Here is an 18,318-nt window from a genome sequence, read left to right as displayed (position 1 = left end):
GTTAAAAATCCTTATTCAATAATTTTTCCAATTCTCCAAAAGAGACGTTCATGCGGACTCTTCCTTGTTTTGCGTAAGCAATTTCTCCGGTTTCTTCAGAAATGATCACGGCAACCGCATCCGTCGTTTCGGAAACGCCAATCCCAGCTCTGTGGCGTAAACCGAATTGAGGAGGGAGCTTGTCGTTGTCTGTTAATGGCAAAATACAGCTGGCACTTTTGATTTTATTTTCTGCAATGACTACCGCACCATCGTGCAGCGGACTGTATTTTTGAAAGATACTTTCCAACAGTCTTTTCGATATTTTGGAATCAATCACCTCACAGCTATTGGCGAAAAGCTGGTCGTCATAAAATTTGACAAACACAATTAAAGCCCCTGTCCGCGATTTCTTCATGCTTTTGCAAGCATCAATGATCGGTTTAATACGCACCAGATTGTCTCTTTCAATGTTTTTACTGCCGAAAATATAACCCCACCAGGCTTTATTTTGCTGTAGGAAGGTGTTCTTTCCAATCAATAGCAGAAAACGTCGGATCTCCGGCTGAAAGATCACAATCAAGGCAATGATCCCCACACTCATGAATTTGTTGATAATGGTAGAAAGTAACCTCATGTTGAGCTGATCTACCGCAAACCAGATGATCAGAATGATCAGCATGCCCAGCAGTAAGTTTACCGCCAGTGTGTTTTTTATCAGGTTGTAGATATAGTAAATAAGGAGTGCGACAAATATAATGTCTACCACATCCGTTAATGATACTCTTAAAAAATCGAAATCAAATCCTTTCATTATGCCCAAGTTAGGTATTTTTTGATATTAATAGCGAGCGTGGGTTTTAGTGAGACCTGGTTTTCTCTACCAGCGCAATACATTCCGCCGCTGCTTTCACATCATGCACCCTCAGGATGCCTGCACCCTTCATCAAGGCGATGGTATTTAGAATAGTGGTTCCGTTTAAAGCCTCTTGTGGATCATTCCCCAGGAAATTATAAATCATCGATTTTCTGGAGAAACCTACCAATAATGGCAATTCGAAAATATCCAGCTCTTCCAGTTGGTTCAGCAATTGATAATTTTCATCGGTAGTTTTGGCAAAACCAAAACCCGGATCAAGGATGATGTCTTTTACCCCCAACTTTCTTAACACTGCTATTTTCTGAGAAAAGTAATCCACCAGATCCAGGCCAATATTCGAATAACCGGTTTGCTGCTGCATATTTTGTGGGGTGCCGCGCATGTGCATCAGGATATAAGGAACCTGCAAATCCGCCACAGTTTGGAACATGTCCGCATCCAATTCTCCTCCAGAAATGTCATTGATCAGGTGTGCTCCGGCCTCCACACTTTCCTTCGCTACTTTCGCACGGAAGGTGTCAATAGAAAGCCAGGCTTCAGGGAATTTTTTACTGATGATTTCTACAATGGGTACCATCCGGCTCAATTCTTCAGTTTCACTGACTTCCGACGCACCTGGACGGGAAGAATAAGCACCAATATCTATGAACTTAGCGCCCTCATTAAGAAAAGTTTCCGTTCGCCTTAAAGCGTCATCGGCACTATCAATTCTGCTGTTATTGTAAAATGAATCCGGGGTCAAGTTGAGGATTCCCATCACCGTTGGCTTGCTGATATCTACAAGCCTGCCTTGCAGGTTTAGTGTGGTCTTTCGGTTTAAAAATGTATCTTTAGCCATCGTATAAAACAAAAATACGGTATTTAAATAGCTTTAAACTAAATATTTTAATTGTTTTGGCAACAAACACCTCACAAGAATTCGATTCAGTAATTGCGGTTTGTAAATCGCTTTTTATAAAGAAAACAAAGGACTATGGAACAGCATGGCGCATACTTAGGCCATCCTCCATTACCGATCAGATTTTCATCAAGGCACAGCGTATCCGTACCCTGGAAGATAAAAAAGTTTCCATGGTAGATGAGGGGGTTATTCCCGAATATATCGGTATTATCAATTATTGCGTGATGGGGATGCTGCAGCTGGAATTGACGGAAAATGACCCTTATGATTTGGATCCTGCTTCTGTAGAACAGCTTTATGACGAAAAAGTAACCCTCACCAAAGACCTGATGTTCGCTAAGAACCATGATTATGGAGAAGCTTGGAGAGATATGCGGGTGAGTTCTTTAACAGATCTCATCCTAATGAAAATTTTAAGAGTGAAACAAATAGAAGACAATTCCGGGAAAACATTAGCCTCAGAAGGGATAGATGCCAATTATCAGGACATGCTCAACTATTCTGTTTTTGCATTAATTAAACTTGGTCTGAAATAATGAAGAAAATCGCCCTAAATTTTGCCAGAATATTTGTTGGTGTCCTGTTTATATTCTCGGGATTGATCAAAGCGAATGACCCATTGGGCTTCGGTTATAAACTACAGGAATATTTTGAGGTCTTTCACCTGCCTTTTTTAAGTGGGATTGCTACCGGAATTGCTATTTTACTTTGTGTGATGGAAATCGTGCTCGGGGCATTACTGCTTTTTGGCTTCTGGGCTAAAAAGGTGACTGCAGGATTGTTGGCGGTGATTATCTTCTTTACCTTTCTAACTTTCGTTTCCGCATTTTTCAAAGTAGTGACCTCTTGCGGTTGTTTTGGAGACGCCATTCCCTTAACGCCATGGCAGTCTTTCTCTAAAGATTTAGTGTTGCTGGTGTTGATCATTTACCTTTTCATCCATAAGGATTTAATCCGCCCAATTACCACCAATCGCAGCTGGCAAAGTGCTTCACTGGCCATTGTATTATGTGCTTCGCTGTTGTTCAGCCAATATACTTACAGCAGATTGCCGATTTTAGACTTCCTGCCTTATAAAGTTGGAGCGAGTATTCCTCAACTGATGGCTATCCCTCCGGGTGCTCAGCCTGATGAGTTTCTGATCATGTATAACCTGAGTAATAAGAAAACAAAAGAGCAAAAGGTGATGAGCGACAAAGATTACCTGAAAACGGAAATCTGGAAAGATGAAAACTGGGAAATTGTAGGTACACCTGAAAAGAAACTGATTAAAAAAGGTTATGAACCTAAAATTAAAGATCTGCTGATCAGTGATGCTTCAGGTACAGATTATACGAAAGAGCTGATCGAAAATCCTTACTATAATCTGATATATGTGGCCTATAATCTGAACGATACAGATGAAGAAGCTGTGGCTAAATTAAACGCATTGGCATTGAATGCTGCGGAACAATTTAACATCAGAACTGTATTGCTAACTTCTAATTCTGCACAGGATGCGCTTGCTTTCAGTAAGAAAATGAAACTGTTTACAGAAGTTTTTTACGCGGATGCTGTTCCTTTGAAAAGTATGGTCAGGGCGAATCCAGGTGTATTGCTGCTTAAAAACGGCGTCATTATCGATAAATGGCATTACAATGCAGTACCTTCCTTCGAGGTGCTTTCAGAAAAATATTTCAGTAAATAGCCGATGTTTGCTTATGCCCTCAAGAAGTCTTGCTATGGACTGGCGGTAATGCTGGGGGTGCTGACCGTGGTCTTTTTACTTTTTAATGTATTGCCAGGTGATCCGGCCAGAATGACGATGGGGCAACGCTCCGATGTACAGTCGCTGGAAGCCGTCCGTAAAGAATTTGGCCTGGATAAATCCAGGCCAGTTCAGTTTTTTCTATACCTGAACGACCTTTCTCCAATTAGTATTCATGAAGACAATGCCGAGAACAATAGCAAATATCATTACGTGAAATTGCTGGATGTCGGAAATGACGTACTGGTGTTGAAGTGGCCTTATCTCCGCAGGTCTTACCAGACTAAACGCGAGGTCACCATGATCTTAAAAGAAACAGTTCCGAATACTTTCATACTCGCCTTATCGGCAATGATTTTTGCCACAGTGATTGGGCTGCTGCTAGGCGTCGTTTCGGCCGTACATAAGGATACCTGGATTGATAAGGCGGCAAATTCATTTGCCATTCTGGGGATTTCTGCTCCTTCTTTTTTTGCAGGAATTATCATTGCCTGGTTGTTTGGTTTTGTCTGGAGCGATTATACAGGGTTAAATATGTCGGGCAGTCTTTATAGTTATGATCCTTTTAAAGGGGAAATCATGACCTGGAAAAACCTTTTGCTGCCCATGCTAACGCTAGGCTTGAGGCCGCTGGCAATTATCGTACAGCTCACCAGAAGCGCTATGCTCGATGTACTGGCTCAGGATTACATCAGAACTGCAAAAGCAAAAGGCTTAAGCAGACATGCCATTATTTACAAACATGCTTTAAAGAATGCATTAAACCCAGTGATCACCGCGATTTCGGGTTGGTTTGCGGGATTATTGGCGGGTTCTTTTTTTGTAGAATATATTTTTGGATACAATGGTTTAGGAAGAACCACCGTTACCGCCCTGGAAATGTCAGATTTTCCGGTAGTGATGGGCTCAATTCTTTTTATTGCCTTTATATTTGTGGTGATCAATATTCTGGTAGATTTATTATATGCCGCCGTTGATCCCAGAGTTAAACTTGCTGAATAAAAATGAAGATATTTCTGATAGGATTTATGGGTTGTGGTAAAAGTACGCTGGGTAGAAAACTGGCGACTAAACTAGGATATGATTTTATTGATCTGGACCACCAGATTGAAAAACTCGTAGGGATGTCTATTGGCGCTTATTTTGCAGAAAATGGGGAATCTGCCTTCAGGATCTTTGAAAGCAAAACGCTAAAGGAGTTTAATTACCCTGACAACTGTGTGGTGGCCACGGGTGGGGGAGCGCCTTGCTATTTTGATAATATGCAATGGATCAATGAAAACGGACTTTCTGTCTATATTGAAATGCCTCCTGTGGCATTAGCTAAAAGGTTGGAAAGTGGAAAAGATAAACGCCCTTTACTAAAAGACATGAATGAAGAAGAATTGATTGCCTTTATTGCCAATAAACTGGAAGAACGTAATCCTTTCTATCAACAAGCGAATCAGATTGTAAATGGCATCAGCCTTACGCCTGATGCTTTAAGAGTATTGGTTTTATCAGGCGTTTAAATTCCTCTAAAGGTCTTCTTTCTCAAATTGTTCTTCGATAAATTTAATGTGGGTCCTGCCATGCGGCGCAGGGTTGCCATCTTCATCTACATTCACAAATACCATTTTATCAATGGTGAGGATACTTTTCCTCGTGATCTTGTTTCTAACTTCGCAGCGCATCGTTAAAGAGGTATTTCCGAAATCTGTCGCAGTAATTCCCATTTCTATGATGTCGCCCTGTTTTGCAGAACTGACAAAATTGATTTCTGAGATGTATTTGGTGACTACCCTTGGATTGCTGAGCTGTACAATCGCATAAATTGCCGCCTCCTCGTCGATCCAACGGAGCAAGCTACCGCCAAACAAAGTCCCGTTAGGATTTAGATCTTCTGGTTTTACCCATTTTCTAGTGTGAAAATTCATAAGCCTTATTTTGTTCAAAATTAATCATTTAAGGCTTCATGAATCTCAGATCGGTGTAAAAGAATCAATTGGTGTAAATGAATAATGCTTTTACCACCTCGGCTTTTTCTTCATTTGATAGTCTACAGAATAAGGACCTGAACCGACCACCCAGAATAGGACCAGCAACATCAGCACGATGATGGAAAGCCATAGTTCTGAATTTAGGAAGGAAAATCCCCTGGATAAGTTAACGAAAAGTACTGCACATACCAGAATTGGAATCTGGATTACTACCGCAAACCTGGTGAGCAGGCCAAGTACAATCAGTAAGCCTCCTACCAGATGGACAAAACCAATCACATGTACCGCCACACTTGCCATCATCCCCGAAAAACTAAACACATTATTTTGCAGCAGTAAATCCTGTAAGGCCGCTGTATTGCTCACAATCGCAATGCCTTTACCAAAAATGAGTAAACCTAAAACAATCCGTACCGCATCCAGCCATTTGGCATGGTGCAGGTCTCCCCAGTGCTCAATCCTTTGAATAACAGTCATGATATACCTCCTTGTTTTTAAAAATGCTACTTGAAGTTAAGGAGAATTAACAAGATTATCAAGTCTTTTTTAGGGTTAATTTACTGCTGTTCAGCTGCTTATTTGCCCTGTGAATTGGGGATTCCAAGAGCTGAAGGACATTAGATAATTTATGCGCTAAAATTGTGTTTTTACACAAAATCTGTTTTATTGTTGCTTAAGAATTATTTAATAAACTGAAGATCACTGGTTAATGAACCTTAAAATAATTTTCCATGTCACCACTTCCATAGGTTTTGTAGGTTATATTTGCCATGTAGGAATTAAAATATAATCCCCTATTATATTTAGATTCTAATACATTGATCAACGTTCTCATTTTTTTGTTGATTACCCCCTTGCATTTAGGCGTTATTGCAAGACGGATTTATAAAACGCATTAATAACATTCAATATGTCCCCCCTATATTGAATTATCCCTCTTCATGGCATTCGGTAGGAATGCCATGAAGTTTATTTTTTTCAGTATTTTCTTAATTTCTATCTATGATCTCTTAACAAATTTTTTAAAAATAAATATACCCTAATGAAAATCAATCAATTGATGCTTCAGACTATGTTTTTGCGTAATTTTACTTCTTGTTTTAACTCAAAAAATAATTAATTATTGTTATTTTTCCAGGAAATTCAAATTAATTTTAAATAAATTCCTTTTTATTGCATGGTTTTTGTATTTGCGCCTAAAATTTATTTATTGTGTTAAAATTTTCTTCCAAAACATTCGTTAGCACTATTGTCTAGTTGTACTTTATAAGAATCCAGTATTGATATGGTTAAAAAAGAACCCACCGAAGCCATTAAAAGCCGTTTACTAACGGAACGTAAGCTGATAGATGCAGTTGGTACGATTATTAAAGCTAAAGGTTACCGCGCATTGGGCGTCAATGAAATCGCCAGGGAGGCCAAGGTCAGTAAGAAACTGATTTACCGGTACTTTGAAAATGTAAACCGCTTGATTGAAACTTATGTAATAGAAAAAGATTACTGGTTATCCTACAAGAAAAGCATCTCCAATGATATTGAAGGCATTAATAAAAAAAGCGCCCTAATAGATACCATATCCTCTCTTCTTGAAAAGCAGTTTGAGTATTTCTGGAATGAAGAAGAAATGCAAAAGATTATTTTGTGGGAAATCTCAGAAAGAACCATCTTGCTGGATAGCTTGTGTAAGGTGAGGGCAGAACAGGGAGATGTATTGCTGGAGATGTCTGATCCTTATTTCAAGAATTCACCGGTGAGCTTAAGGGGGGTATCAGCACTGCTGGTTTCTGGAATTTACTATATGGTGCTTCATGCTAAGAAAAATGAAAGTACCATCTGCGGATTGGATATTAACTCAGCAGCGGGAAGAGCTGAAGTGAAGAAGTCCATCCGACACATTATCGAATGGGCATTTCAGGCAGGAAAAATTAAAAATAAGACTACTTAAAAGTATCGAACTGAGGTTGCAGAATGGCCGAAAAGGTCGTCCTTGGCGGCAAATTTAGGTATGGATAGGTGACTTTCGATAAATACAGCCCTTGCGGATGTGCAGGGGTAATCAGTCTAGGTGTTTCTTTACTGATCAGATGATGCTCAAATTCATCCACACTCAATTCCCCTTTGCCGACTTTCAGTAATTGCCCCATGATGATTCGAATCATTTTGCCTAGAAAGCGATTAGAAGAGATTTGGAAGCGTAAACGGTCTCCACTGCTATCCACGGTCAGTTCTGCGGATTTCACATAACAGAGCGTATGTTCGTATTTGTCCGGACTGGTGCAGAAAGCACGATAATCCTGGTATTGAGGCAGCAATGCTGCGGCCTGTTTCATTTGTTCGAATTTTAGGTCAGGTAAAAGGTAATAAGCACTATGTCCGTTAAGAAAAGGGCTTTTATAAGTATGCACAAAATAATCATAGCTGCGCTGCACGGCATCAAAACGCGCATGGGGTAAGCCTTCCATCGGAATGATGTCAAAAACGGCAATACTGGCCGGCAAGAGTTTGTTTAAGCGAAACATCAGATCAAAATCCCAGGGCTGTTCTATGTCCATGTGAAAAAAGAACTGACTGGCATGAACATGAGCATCGGTACGGCCACATCCATTGATAAATATGGGGGTTTTCAGGATTTGTGTCAATGCATGTTCTATCACGCCCTGTACGTTCATTACCCCTGGTTGTCTCTGCCATCCATTAAAATGAAGGCCATGGTAGCCTATATGTACGAAATACCTCAATGTCTTATCTTCTTGCTCTCTTATTTAATTCGTCTATTGGCATGTTCATCATTCTTCCAATCGGCTGCTTACCTCTGTAAGTGATTACTCTTAACATGGTTGCATCTTTTTGGGGGGTCAGTTTTTCCGTATACTTCGGATAAAAATGATCCGGGAACGAATTGTCGAAGCTATAATAAATATCCAGTCCTGTGATTTCTGTGCTCAACTCAATGATCAGCTGCTTATCGGCAGAGCGGCTCACTTTAAAAATCGGGTCGTATACACTTGGTGCATATTTAGTTTCTGCAACATCCAGACGCTGAAAATGCTGTTCTACTCTTACAAAAAAGGTTTCCCAGTTTTTCTTTTCTTTAGGTGACCATACAGATTCCGCAATCGCCATTCCTCTTGGCCAGGTCATGTATTCGGCCTGACGGATATTGGTGACTTGCTCCGTCCATAGATTTGCTTGTCCACCTTTAATGTATTTTGGATCCACACCTGCTGGGATCGGATCGAATTCGTAAGCTTTATTCAAACGCAGGGAAGCATATACCCTTGGTTCTGTAATCTGATCGGCCTGCATATAATCCAGGTAAGCATAAGTACTGGGACTCATCACTACTTCATGTTTTTTCATCGCGGCATCCACTCCGTTTTTTACACCTCTCCAGCTCATGACTGCAGCGCTTGGGGAAAGATCCCCATCCATGATTTCATCCCAACCCATGAACTTTTTTCCTTTGGATTCGACAATTGCCTGTACCCGTTTTTCAAAATATCCCTGTACCTGGTGCATGTTCTTTAATCCTTCTTTCTGCATCAATGCTTTAACGGCATCGCTCTTTTGCCAGAAGTTAAATGGCGCTTCATCACCACCCATGTGGATGTATTCGAAAGGGAACAATGCGGCTACCTGAGTAATCACGCTGTCCAAAAAGCTGTATACTTTTTCATTCGCCGGACAAAGGGTATTGTCTACCAATGCCGTTGGCGGTGCTCCTCTGGACCAGTCCATGATTCTTTCGCCAGAGCGAACACGGTAATTTTCTGCGCCTGGCGTACAGGAAAGCTCCGGGTATGAAGCAATGGCGGCCAAACTATGACCTGGAACGTCAATTTCCGGCATGATATTGACAAAGCGGTCCTGTGCATATTGAATGAGTTCTTTTAAATCTTCCTGGGTATAGAAACCGCCGTAAGTACGGGGCTCATCTGGTGTAGGAGGGATAAAATTCCCGAATTCTCCGGTTTTTTTCACGTTCCATGCGCCAACTTCTGTCAGTTTTGGAAAACCTTTGATTTCTATTCTCCAGCCTTCATCATCAGTAAGGTGTAAATGAAGGATGTTATATTTATAGCGAACCATCGCATTGATGTATTGCTTTACTTCTTCTTTTGTGAAGAAATGACGGGCTACATCCAGCATTAGTCCCCGCCAGCCTACACGAGGGTAATCAGTAATGTCTACACATGGTGCAGACCAGCGTATATGTGATCCTGGTTCTTTACTTTCTATTTCTTTAGGGAACAGCTGTACCAAACTTTGCACACCATAATATAAGCCTGCTGCTTTATTAGCCCTGATCAGAATTTGATTGGGTTTAACGGTCAATTGATAACCTTCTGTTCCTAACTGCGGGTTTTGCTTGTCGTTTAAAATTAACCTGATTTGTGCGTGCTCTCCAGTATGGCCGCTAACTACAGAAACATAGCTGCCCGTAGGAATGGACAGTCTTTCCTGTAGGAAACGGGTCACTTGCTTCATTTCCGGACTTGCCGGAGCATAGATGGTTACATTTTCGGGTAGAATGAAATGGCCAGCTTGTTTGATCACAGAAACAGGTTCTGGAATGATGGCAATTTCGGTAGGAAGCAGGTTTGATGTTGCCGGCTCAGTCATCGTTGTGGTCGTTGATAGGGGAGCCTGGCTATAACCAGCAGTGCTGATCATACCGCTCAATACCAACAGAAATAATCTCTTCATAGCAAAGGTTAACCGTATTTCTTATGTTTAAAAACTGTCGCAATTTATCAATAAAAAGGCAGATAATGAGTCGATCCCTTTATTTTAAAGCATCCAGTACCTTGAATAGCTTCTTGTTAATCCCCGATCCGTTGTAGTTATTGATGTTGATTACAATGATGTATTTGTTGCCTGCTTTATCAGTATAATATCCGGCATAAGCAGAAACATCGGCAATGCTGCCACTTTTTAACTTCATGCCGTTGTTGTCAGGAAGTGACTTATAGAAGTCTGGAAACCAGGTTTCTTTTTGCGATTGAAAGAGGATTTCGGCCATGGCCATTGGAGTCACTCTGGTGGCTGGCGATAGTCCGCTGCCATCTACAATGTTCAAAGCACGTTTGTCCATCCCCTTTTGCACCCAGAAATTGATTTCCGTTTGCGCGCCATTGGCAGTGGTTGGTACTTTTCCGGATTTCCAGGCCAGTGTTTTTAGCAGGTGCTCTCCGTATAAATTGACACTTTTTTTATTAAACCAATACACCATTTCTGATAAAGTAGGGGAGGTGATGGTAATCAGTTTCTGTTGAACAGCAGGTACGGTTTGCTGATCCACAGCCATTAGTCTTGCTGTAGTTGGGGGTAATGGTGTGGCAATTCCAATGCGTTTCAGGGTGTCCTGTAAACGAAATGCAGCATCAAAAGCCGGGTTAGGTACCGCAGTAGAGACTCCTGGCTTAGAAATTCCTAAAGCCCAGGTTCCGCGAAGGTAAGCCAGATTGCCATCAGGAGGCAGGTAGGAATAAGCATGGTCTCCACTGCCTACAGCACCTGCTTTTAGCTCATTTATAATTTTTAGGTAAGGCATTTCCGGAACTACTTTGAGGATGGATACCGGTTTATCTTTGGAGGTACTGGCTTTCAGGTGGATGTCGAACTGGTTTTCGCGCCAGCTGAGTGCTGATGGGCCAGCTCCGTAATAATTGCCAATGTCTTGCCAGATCCAGCCATCAGGTGTGCTTTGCGTTCCCCAGATGCCATCGTCGCCAATAATTTTACCTTCAATTTTTTTAATCCCTGCGCGCTGTATGGCCGTTACCCATTGCTGCAGGATGTAATTTTCTTTAGTGTTTTCGTAGCGCCAGGAGCCTAAGGTCGGATCTCCACCACCAACGATGATGAGGTCTCCTTGTAATGTGCCATCTGGAGTAATCTGGCCGCTATAAGCAAGCGTAGTTTGGTATTGAAAATCTTTACCCAGCATACTGAATGCGGTGGCAGAAGTAATGGTTTTTAAGGTAGAAGCTGTGGCCAGGCCCAGTTCTTCATTTTTGCCCAGCAATAACTTTCCGGTATTCGCGTCCAATATGCAAAGGCCGATGATCGCATGTTTTGCCTGGCCATCGTCTTTTAATACCTGGTAGGCTTGTTCCAGTTTCTCTAGTGGAGTTTGGGCATGGGCAAGCTGCTGTAAAAGGATCAGGGATAAAAAGGCAATGTTTCTGACAATCTTCATAATTGGAGGCAATGTAGCTATTAACGAAAAATTGAGGTACAGGTTGCCTTTTAGAGCGTTCCATACCTCAATCATTTTTTATAGGGGGATAATTAAACTAGGTCGTTAGTCACCAGGTATTCGGCAATCTGAACCGCGTTGGTTGCTGCACCTTTACGAAGGTTATCTGCAACGATCCAAAGGTTCACTGTGTTTGGCATAGATTCATCACGTCTGATTCTTCCAACAAATACTTCATCTTTTTCATGAGCATCTTTAGGCATTGGATATTTCAGATTGGCGATATCATCCACTACAACGATTCCTGGAGTTTTAGCTAATAATTCTCTCAGTTCAATCAAATCAAATTCGGTTTCAAACTCGATGTTGACCGACTCAGAGTGTCCACCCATTACTGGAATACGAACGGTAGTAGCCGTCACACGGATGCTGTCGTCGCCCATAATTTTATTGGTTTCCTTGATCATTTTCATCTCCTCTTTTGTGTATCCGTTTTCTTCGAAAACATCAATCTGAGGGATTACATTTAAATCGATAGGGTAAGTATAAGCCATTGGGCCATCCATGATGCCTTTACGCTCATTCATCATTTGCTCTACTGCTTTAACGCCAGTACCGGTTACAGACTGGTAAGTAGAAACTACCACACGTTTGATCTTATATTTATCATGTAATGGTTTTAAGGCCACTACCATTTGAATAGTTGAACAATTTGGATTTGCAATAATCTTATCATCAAGTGATAATTCATGAGCATTCACTTCTGGTACCACTAATTTCTTAGAGGGGTCCATGCGCCATGCCGATGAGTTGTCAATTACTGTGGTTCCTGCTTCAGCGAAACGTGGAGCATGTTCTAATGAGGTGCTGCCACCCGCAGAGAATAAAGCAATATCAGGTTTCATTGAAATTGCAGTATCCATGTTTACAATCGCATACTTCTTACCCTTAAAAGTGATTTCTTTACCAACACTTTTTTCAGATGCAACCGGAATTAACTCGGTCAACGGGAAGTTACGCTCTTCTAACACTTTTAACATTACGGTACCTACCAGACCGGTGGCGCCTACAACTGCAATTTTCATTTCTTTAATTGGTTTTTTATAGTTCTTATTAATTTATAGTATTCAGTTTTTGGTAATAAGTTCTTTTTATCATTGGCTGATTTCGGCCATATTTTTCAAATATGGTGATTTTTTTGTGCTTTGTGATGCTAAAGTACTCAAAACTTGCATTTTAATGCGCTTTAAAGATCATTGAAGAGTTAATGCCTCCAGGCGCTGATCTTTAGCATTTGGTCAAAGATTCATGCTCATAAAAAAAGGGAAGTAGTTTTCGTAAACCACTTCCCTTGATATTTTAAGATTTTATTTTTCTTAAACCAATTCGCGACTTACGTAATCAAAGCTTTGCTTAATGCTGATAAATGGATCCTTGGAGAAATTCTCTTGTTCCACGATAGCATACTTCAATCCTGCCTGTTTGGCATGTTTAAAGAAAGGTTTAAAATCGATCGCGCCAGTTCCAACCTCTGTATTTTTACCATGGTTTGCTTTGTCCATATCCTTCACGTGCCACATTGGGAAACGTCCAGGGTATTTGTTAAAGAAAGCAATCGGGTCATTACCCGATCTTACCACCCAGTATAAGTCCATTTCGAACTTGACTAAATTTTTGTCGGTTTCAGCCAGCATCACCTCATATCCGGTTTTGCCATCATATTTCTTGAATTCAAAATCGTGGTTATGGTAAGCCAGTTTCAATCCTGCTTTTTTACAGATTAGGGCAGCCTGGTTTAGGCGTTCCGCAACTTTTTTGTAATCATCAAGGCTTGATCTTAAGTTTTCGCCCATCCATGGAATGGTTAGGAAGTCCATCTTAAGTGCGTTTGCGCCTTCGATAGCGATTTTCAGATCGTCCTGTTTTCCGTCTTTTAAGAAAGAATCCAAACCGAAGTGGCCGCTAGGTGCAATTAGCCCGTTGTTATCCAATAGGATTTTGAAAGCTTTCGCCTCCATACCAAAGAAACCGTCTTTTGCAGAGTAACCGTAAGTTTCCACTTGTTTGTAGCCCGCTTTAGCCACTTGCTCAATTACCCCTTTAGGGTCTTTACCGATTACTTCTCTCAAAGTGTACAGTTGAAGTCCAACAGGTTTTACTTTAGCAAAGGCGTGTGCAAATGAAGGAAACAACAGGGCTCCTGCTGCAGCCATACCTGCGTTTTTTATAAATGTTCTTCTAGAGTTCATAAGTTTTGATTTATACGTCACAAATATTTACGGCGTCTCTCAGAGATTTGATTTTATCTTTATACCTAGGAATAAATTCCTGTGCCAGATAACCTTTAAATCCCGTTGCTAATATAGCTTTTATAATTGCGGGATAAAACAACTCTTGAGTATCGTCTATTTCATTTCTTCCGGGAACGCCGGCAGTATGATAATGAGAGATGTAAGGATGGTATTTTTTGATGTTGCTGATGACGTTACCTTCATCGATCTGCATGTGGTAAATATCATACAGCAATTTGAAGTTTTCTGAGCCCAGTCTTTTAGCCAGTTCAGCACCCCATTTCGTTGTATCACACTGATAGTCAGAATGGTCAACTTTGCTATTTAGCAATTCCATCACTAAAACCACATTGTGTTTTTCGGCAATGCCGATCACTTTTTTCAAGCCTTCTACGCAATTGTTCAGACCGGTTTCGTCATCTTTTCCGCGGCGGTTTCCACTGAAACAGATCAGTTGTTTGTAACCTGCTGCGGCAACTTTCGGAATCATTTCTGAGTAATTTTTAATTAATGTTGCATGAAATTTAGGGTCATTCCATCCATCCACAAGGTTAATTTCTGCGCCATTACACATGGAAGAGTCCAAACCATGCTTCTTTAAGGTGGGCCAGCCGGAGGGACCAACAAGGTCGATCGCCTTAATTCCGATCTTTTTGGCTTCGATACACAAGGCATCTAATTCCATATCACCGAAACACCATTGACATACCGAATGGTTCACATTCCCTTTTAATGCAGTAGATTGATCAGGCTCTATAGCAAAACTTGGCAATGCTGCCGAAACACCTAAGGCGGCGGTTCCGGCAACTATGTTTTTCAATGCAGATCTCCTGCTTAATTCTTCAGCCATTATAGGTTTACCTGAGTTTCTACTTTTTCCTTGTCCCTGAAGAAAATAGCAAACAATAAGAATACCACTAATGCAATACCTGAAGGAATGATCCATACCATTTTCCAATCGAATGAGCCATCGGCAAGTTTATAGGTATCTGTAATGTATCCAGCTACTTCAAAACCGATCAGCATCCCTACACCATAAGTCGCTAAAGTGATCAGTCCCTGTGCAGAACTTTTGTATTTATCACCCGCAATAGAGTTGGTATAAATCTGTCCTGATACAAAGAAGAAGTCATAGCAAATGCCATGAAGCGCAATACCAATGATTAGCATAAAGCCTAAATCACCTGCATTTCCGAACGCAAAAAGGGCATAACGTAAGCACCATGCCAGCATACCTACCAAAATCGTTTTCTTAAAGCCAAATTTGGTAAAGAATACCGGTAGCAATAACAGGAACAATACTTCAGAAATTTGTCCGATCGTCATCTTTCCTGTTGGATCTTCCACGCCTACATTAGATAGGAAAGGGTGTGCATTCTGGTAATAGAAAGCCAGAGGGATACAAATCAGGATAGAAGAGATAAAGAATATTGCGAAGTTTTTATCTTTTAGTAGTTTTAACGCATCTAAACCAAGGATGTCTGAGATCTTTACTTTCTCACCAGCAACAGCTTTTGGCGGTGTTTTTGGTAAAGCAAAACTAAACAGACCCATCACTAAGGAAGCAATACCTGCCATTAGGAAGGTATTTTTAAGCAAACCTGCTTTCGCACCTTCTGCAGTATCCCAGTGGAAGTAGAAACTGATCAATAAGCCTGCAATAATCCATCCGATCGTTCCAAATACCCTAATGGTAGAGAATTCTTTTTCAGGATCTTTCATTTGATTGAAGGAAACTGAGTTGACTAAGGCCAGGGTAGGCATAAACAGAATCATATAAGCCAGTACATACGGGTAGAAAATACTGATGTCTGTAGCATTATACATTTGATACATGAGTACGGCACCGATTAAGTGTAGCACACCCAGGATCTTTTCTGCGTTAAAATAGCGGTCAGCAATCAATCCAATGATGAAGGGAGCAATGATTGCGCCCCAGCTTTGGGTAGAGAATACTGAAGCCGACTGGCCACCTGTAGCATTGAGGTTGTTCCCAAGGAAGGTACCTAGTGTCACAAACCATGCGCCCCAGATGAAAAACTCCAGGAACATCATGAATGACAGTTTGATGCGGTTGTTAAGGTTCATTGTTTATTTCGTTTTTTTATTTGGTGTAATATTTTAGCGTTTCTTACGCCTTTTGGTTAAAGCTCTTTAATCAGGATGTTGCGGAACCATACCTCATCACCATGATCTTGCAAAGCAATTTTTCCGGTCTTGAATGTAGCAAAACCTTCCCAATTTGCAAACTTACTGCCGGCAACTAATGCTTTAAACTGATCGTCCCAAAGGGTAGTCTGCACTACTTTTACGCCGTTTAACTTTAATTCCAGTTTACCGTTTTTGCTAATGACTTCTGCAGTATTCCATTCTCCAACAGGTTTAACTGGCTCTGAACTGCTCTTAATCAGGTCATAAAGATCTCCTGAACGGTGTTTTGTAATTTTTCCATCCGGGTGACCGTCATTGTCTAATACTTGCATTTCCAAACCTGTGCGGTAGGTGGCACCATATTTCGGTTTGTCTTCATGAACATAAAAAATAATTCCACTATTTGCTTTTGGTGCTACTTTCCAATCGATTTTCAAGTGGAAGTTGCTATATTCTTTATCGGTCACTAAATCGCCACCACCTTTATTTCCAGCTTTAGGGTTAAAATGAAGGGTGCCATCTGTCGCTTGCCATTTTTCGCCTGCGGTATCCTGGCCATAGGTATGCCATCCTTTAGTGGTTTTACCATCAAAAAGTTTGGTAAATCCTTTGTTTTTGGATTGCGCATTACTATTGCTTGCAGCGAATACCGCAGTAAGCAGTATCGCTGAGAAGATATATGGTTTCATAATTATTCTTTTTAGATTAAAAAGGTGCTGGTAATTTACCAGCCTTTACGGTAGTCGCGTTTCACGAACTGGTTCACGGCATCAAAATTGGTCACTTTCATGTTGTTATTGTCCCAAAGTAATTTGATGTCTCTTCCAGGGAAGGTTGCTCTTCCTTTATCATTTTTCACTTGAACATCCGTTCCTCTGATGGCTAAGTTTGCCATCAATAAAGCTTCTGTCAGCGGGCCGGCAATTTCGAAAGGAGAGCTCAGCTCTTTCTTACCATATCCAGCGATACAACCTTCTACCCACTGGGCATAATGGCCTTCTGCACCACCAGGAACACGCGCAAATTTCGCAGGAACTTTGATGTCTTTATTTTTACTCAATGGCAATAAACGAGGGTCTGCACTATACGTACTGGCCATCATTTTTCCTTTGGTACCGATAAATAGCGTACCATTTCCACCATCACCAAAAACCTCATTTGCTTCCAGTTCTTCTGGTCTTTCCGGCTGAATACCGCCGTCCATCCAGTGCACTACAACGTCACCTTTAGTTTTATTGGTTTTAGGGAATTTCAAGGTTACATGACTTGAAGGAGGACAGCTATCAGGGAAATATCCGCGTTTAAATTCATCCACATAGACAGAGCCTACACTGGCTTGAACTTCTGTTGCATATTTCAGGTTCAGCATGCTGAATGGGGCTTCTAATAAGTGACAACCCATATCGCCCAATGCGCCTGTTCCATAATCCCACCAGCCTCTCCAGTTAAATGGAACTAGTTTATTTACGTAATCTTTGTAAGGAGCGGTACCTAACCATAAATCCCAATCCAGGTCTGCAGGCACTGCTGCTTTATTTGCCGACCATGGAATACCCTGAGGCCATACCGGACGGTCTGTCCAGGCATAAACCGTATGAACATCACCAATTAAACCTGCATCATACCATTCTTTCATTTGTCTAGGACCATCATTTGAAGCACCTTGGTTTCCCATTTGAGTCACCACTTTGTATTTCTGTGCTGCTGCGGTTAAAGCACGTGCTTCGTAAATGTCGTGGGCCAATGGCTTTTGAACATACACGTGTTTACCCAATTGCATGGCGCCTAAAGCAATGATCGCATGACTATGATCAGGGGTTGAAACAGACACTGCATCGAAGTTCTTATGCTCTTTATCGAACAATTCACGGTAATCCCTATAGTATTTTGCTTTCGGGAATGCCTTTACACTGGCCGCAGCCCTTGAATCGTGGACATCGCAAAGAAAGCCGATGTCGGCTTTTCCGCTTTTGTAAAAGCTGGCAATATCTGATTGTCCTTTACCTCCTGCACCGATACCGGCGATAATCAGGCGGTCACTAGGCGCTATAAATCCTGGTCCGCCCAAAACATGACGGGGAACAATCATAAATGCTGAAGCAGCAATTGCAGTGGTTTTTAGGAAACTTCGTCGTGACGAAGTCTCCTGGTTTTTTTTGGTTTCTTCCATGGTTTATATTTGGTTCTG

18 protein-coding genes are annotated in these 18,318 nt (G+C 41.2%); 5 read left to right on the top strand and 13 right to left on the bottom strand.

Going from position 1 to position 18,318, the window contains the following annotated elements; all coding sequences use genetic code 11:
- Nucleotide 1: 1 nt before the first annotated feature.
- Together cdaA and folP are read right to left on the bottom strand one after the other, a co-directional pair.
- A complete protein-coding gene (gene cdaA / locus H9X96_RS09240) occupies nucleotides 2-793 on the bottom strand; it encodes a diadenylate cyclase CdaA (RefSeq protein ID WP_062546853.1) in 792 nt (263 codons plus the stop codon).
- Nucleotides 794-839: 46 nt separating this feature from the next.
- Nucleotides 840-1,697 carry a dihydropteroate synthase gene (gene folP / locus H9X96_RS09235; RefSeq protein WP_187666013.1) on the bottom strand — a complete coding sequence of 286 codons (858 nt, stop codon included), beginning with the start codon at nucleotides 1,695-1,697 and terminating at the stop codon, nucleotides 840-842.
- A 56-nt stretch (nucleotides 1,698-1,753) separates the two neighbouring features.
- On the opposite strand from folP, the gene H9X96_RS09230 reads away from it, so the two are divergent.
- The 4 genes from H9X96_RS09230 to H9X96_RS09215 are packed head-to-tail and all read left to right on the top strand — an operon-like array spanning nucleotide 1,754 to nucleotide 5,018.
- Nucleotides 1,754-2,296, top strand: a complete 543-nt coding sequence (locus H9X96_RS09230; RefSeq protein ID WP_187666012.1) for a DUF1599 domain-containing protein — start codon at nucleotides 1,754-1,756, stop codon at nucleotides 2,294-2,296.
- Complete coding sequence (locus H9X96_RS09225; RefSeq protein WP_187666011.1) at nucleotides 2,296-3,447, top strand: BT_3928 family protein; 1,152 nt, start codon at nucleotides 2,296-2,298, stop codon at nucleotides 3,445-3,447. Before H9X96_RS09230 ends, H9X96_RS09225 begins: the two co-directional genes overlap by 1 nt.
- A gap of 3 nt (nucleotides 3,448-3,450) precedes the next feature.
- Nucleotides 3,451-4,509, top strand: coding sequence for an ABC transporter permease (locus H9X96_RS09220; protein ID WP_187666010.1), 1,059 nt, complete (start codon nucleotides 3,451-3,453; stop codon nucleotides 4,507-4,509).
- Between the two features lie 2 nt (nucleotides 4,510-4,511).
- Nucleotides 4,512-5,018 (top strand): shikimate kinase, encoded by a 507-nt coding sequence (locus H9X96_RS09215; protein ID WP_187666009.1) that lies wholly within the window; start codon nucleotides 4,512-4,514, stop codon nucleotides 5,016-5,018.
- A gap of 6 nt (nucleotides 5,019-5,024) precedes the next feature.
- Here H9X96_RS09215 and H9X96_RS09210 read toward each other — a convergent pair whose 3' ends face one another.
- The gene (locus H9X96_RS09210; protein WP_062546859.1) at nucleotides 5,025-5,423 is read right to left on the bottom strand and encodes an acyl-CoA thioesterase; all 399 of its coding nucleotides are present in this window, start codon (nucleotides 5,421-5,423) and stop codon (nucleotides 5,025-5,027) included.
- A gap of 90 nt (nucleotides 5,424-5,513) precedes the next feature.
- Entirely contained in the window at nucleotides 5,514-5,963 is a 450-nt protein-coding gene (locus H9X96_RS09205; RefSeq protein WP_187666008.1) for a DoxX family protein, read from the bottom strand.
- 808 nt (nucleotides 5,964-6,771) lie between these two features.
- Here H9X96_RS09205 and H9X96_RS09200 point away from each other — a divergent pair.
- Complete coding sequence (locus tag H9X96_RS09200; protein WP_187666007.1) at nucleotides 6,772-7,431, top strand: TetR/AcrR family transcriptional regulator; 660 nt, start codon at nucleotides 6,772-6,774, stop codon at nucleotides 7,429-7,431.
- Here H9X96_RS09200 and H9X96_RS09195 read toward each other — a convergent pair.
- The 9 genes from H9X96_RS09195 to H9X96_RS09155 form a co-directional block, all read right to left on the bottom strand.
- A complete protein-coding gene (locus H9X96_RS09195; protein ID WP_255431063.1) occupies nucleotides 7,424-8,155 on the bottom strand; it encodes a tRNA pseudouridine(38-40) synthase TruA in 732 nt (243 codons plus the stop codon). The genes H9X96_RS09200 and H9X96_RS09195 overlap by 8 nt on opposite strands.
- Nucleotides 8,156-8,228: 73 nt before the next feature.
- A complete protein-coding gene (locus H9X96_RS09190) occupies nucleotides 8,229-10,193 on the bottom strand; it encodes a beta-N-acetylhexosaminidase (RefSeq protein WP_187666005.1) in 1,965 nt (654 codons plus the stop codon).
- 79 nt (nucleotides 10,194-10,272) lie between these two features.
- On the bottom strand, nucleotides 10,273-11,688 hold the full coding sequence (dacB, locus tag H9X96_RS09185) for a D-alanyl-D-alanine carboxypeptidase/D-alanyl-D-alanine-endopeptidase (protein WP_187666004.1): 1,416 nt from the start codon (nucleotides 11,686-11,688) through the stop codon (nucleotides 10,273-10,275).
- Between the two features lie 92 nt (nucleotides 11,689-11,780).
- Entirely contained in the window at nucleotides 11,781-12,773 is a 993-nt protein-coding gene (locus H9X96_RS09180) for an aspartate-semialdehyde dehydrogenase (protein WP_187666003.1), read from the bottom strand.
- 291 nt (nucleotides 12,774-13,064) lie between these two features.
- Nucleotides 13,065-13,937 carry a sugar phosphate isomerase/epimerase gene (locus tag H9X96_RS09175; RefSeq protein WP_187666002.1) on the bottom strand — a complete coding sequence of 291 codons (873 nt, stop codon included), beginning with the start codon at nucleotides 13,935-13,937 and terminating at the stop codon, nucleotides 13,065-13,067.
- A 10-nt stretch (nucleotides 13,938-13,947) separates the two neighbouring features.
- Entirely contained in the window at nucleotides 13,948-14,829 is an 882-nt protein-coding gene (locus tag H9X96_RS09170; RefSeq protein WP_187666001.1) for a hydroxypyruvate isomerase family protein, read from the bottom strand.
- Nucleotides 14,829-16,067: a nucleoside permease gene (locus H9X96_RS09165; protein WP_187666000.1), complete on the bottom strand. Its 1,239-nt coding sequence runs from the start codon at nucleotides 16,065-16,067 to the stop codon at nucleotides 14,829-14,831. The genes H9X96_RS09170 and H9X96_RS09165 overlap by 1 nt, the downstream gene beginning before the upstream one ends.
- A gap of 56 nt (nucleotides 16,068-16,123) precedes the next feature.
- On the bottom strand, nucleotides 16,124-16,819 hold the full coding sequence (locus H9X96_RS09160; protein WP_187665999.1) for a DUF1080 domain-containing protein: 696 nt from the start codon (nucleotides 16,817-16,819) through the stop codon (nucleotides 16,124-16,126).
- Nucleotides 16,820-16,854: 35 nt separating this feature from the next.
- Entirely contained in the window at nucleotides 16,855-18,300 is a 1,446-nt protein-coding gene (locus H9X96_RS09155) for a Gfo/Idh/MocA family protein (RefSeq protein ID WP_187665998.1), read from the bottom strand.
- Nucleotides 18,301-18,318: the final 18 nt, after the last annotated feature.

This window comes from Pedobacter sp. N36a (assembly GCF_014472395.1).
In the GTDB taxonomy this organism is placed as follows: domain Bacteria; phylum Bacteroidota; class Bacteroidia; order Sphingobacteriales; family Sphingobacteriaceae; genus Pedobacter.
The sequence above is the reverse complement of the archived record's forward strand: the minus strand, read 5'-3'. Positions and strand labels throughout refer to the sequence as shown.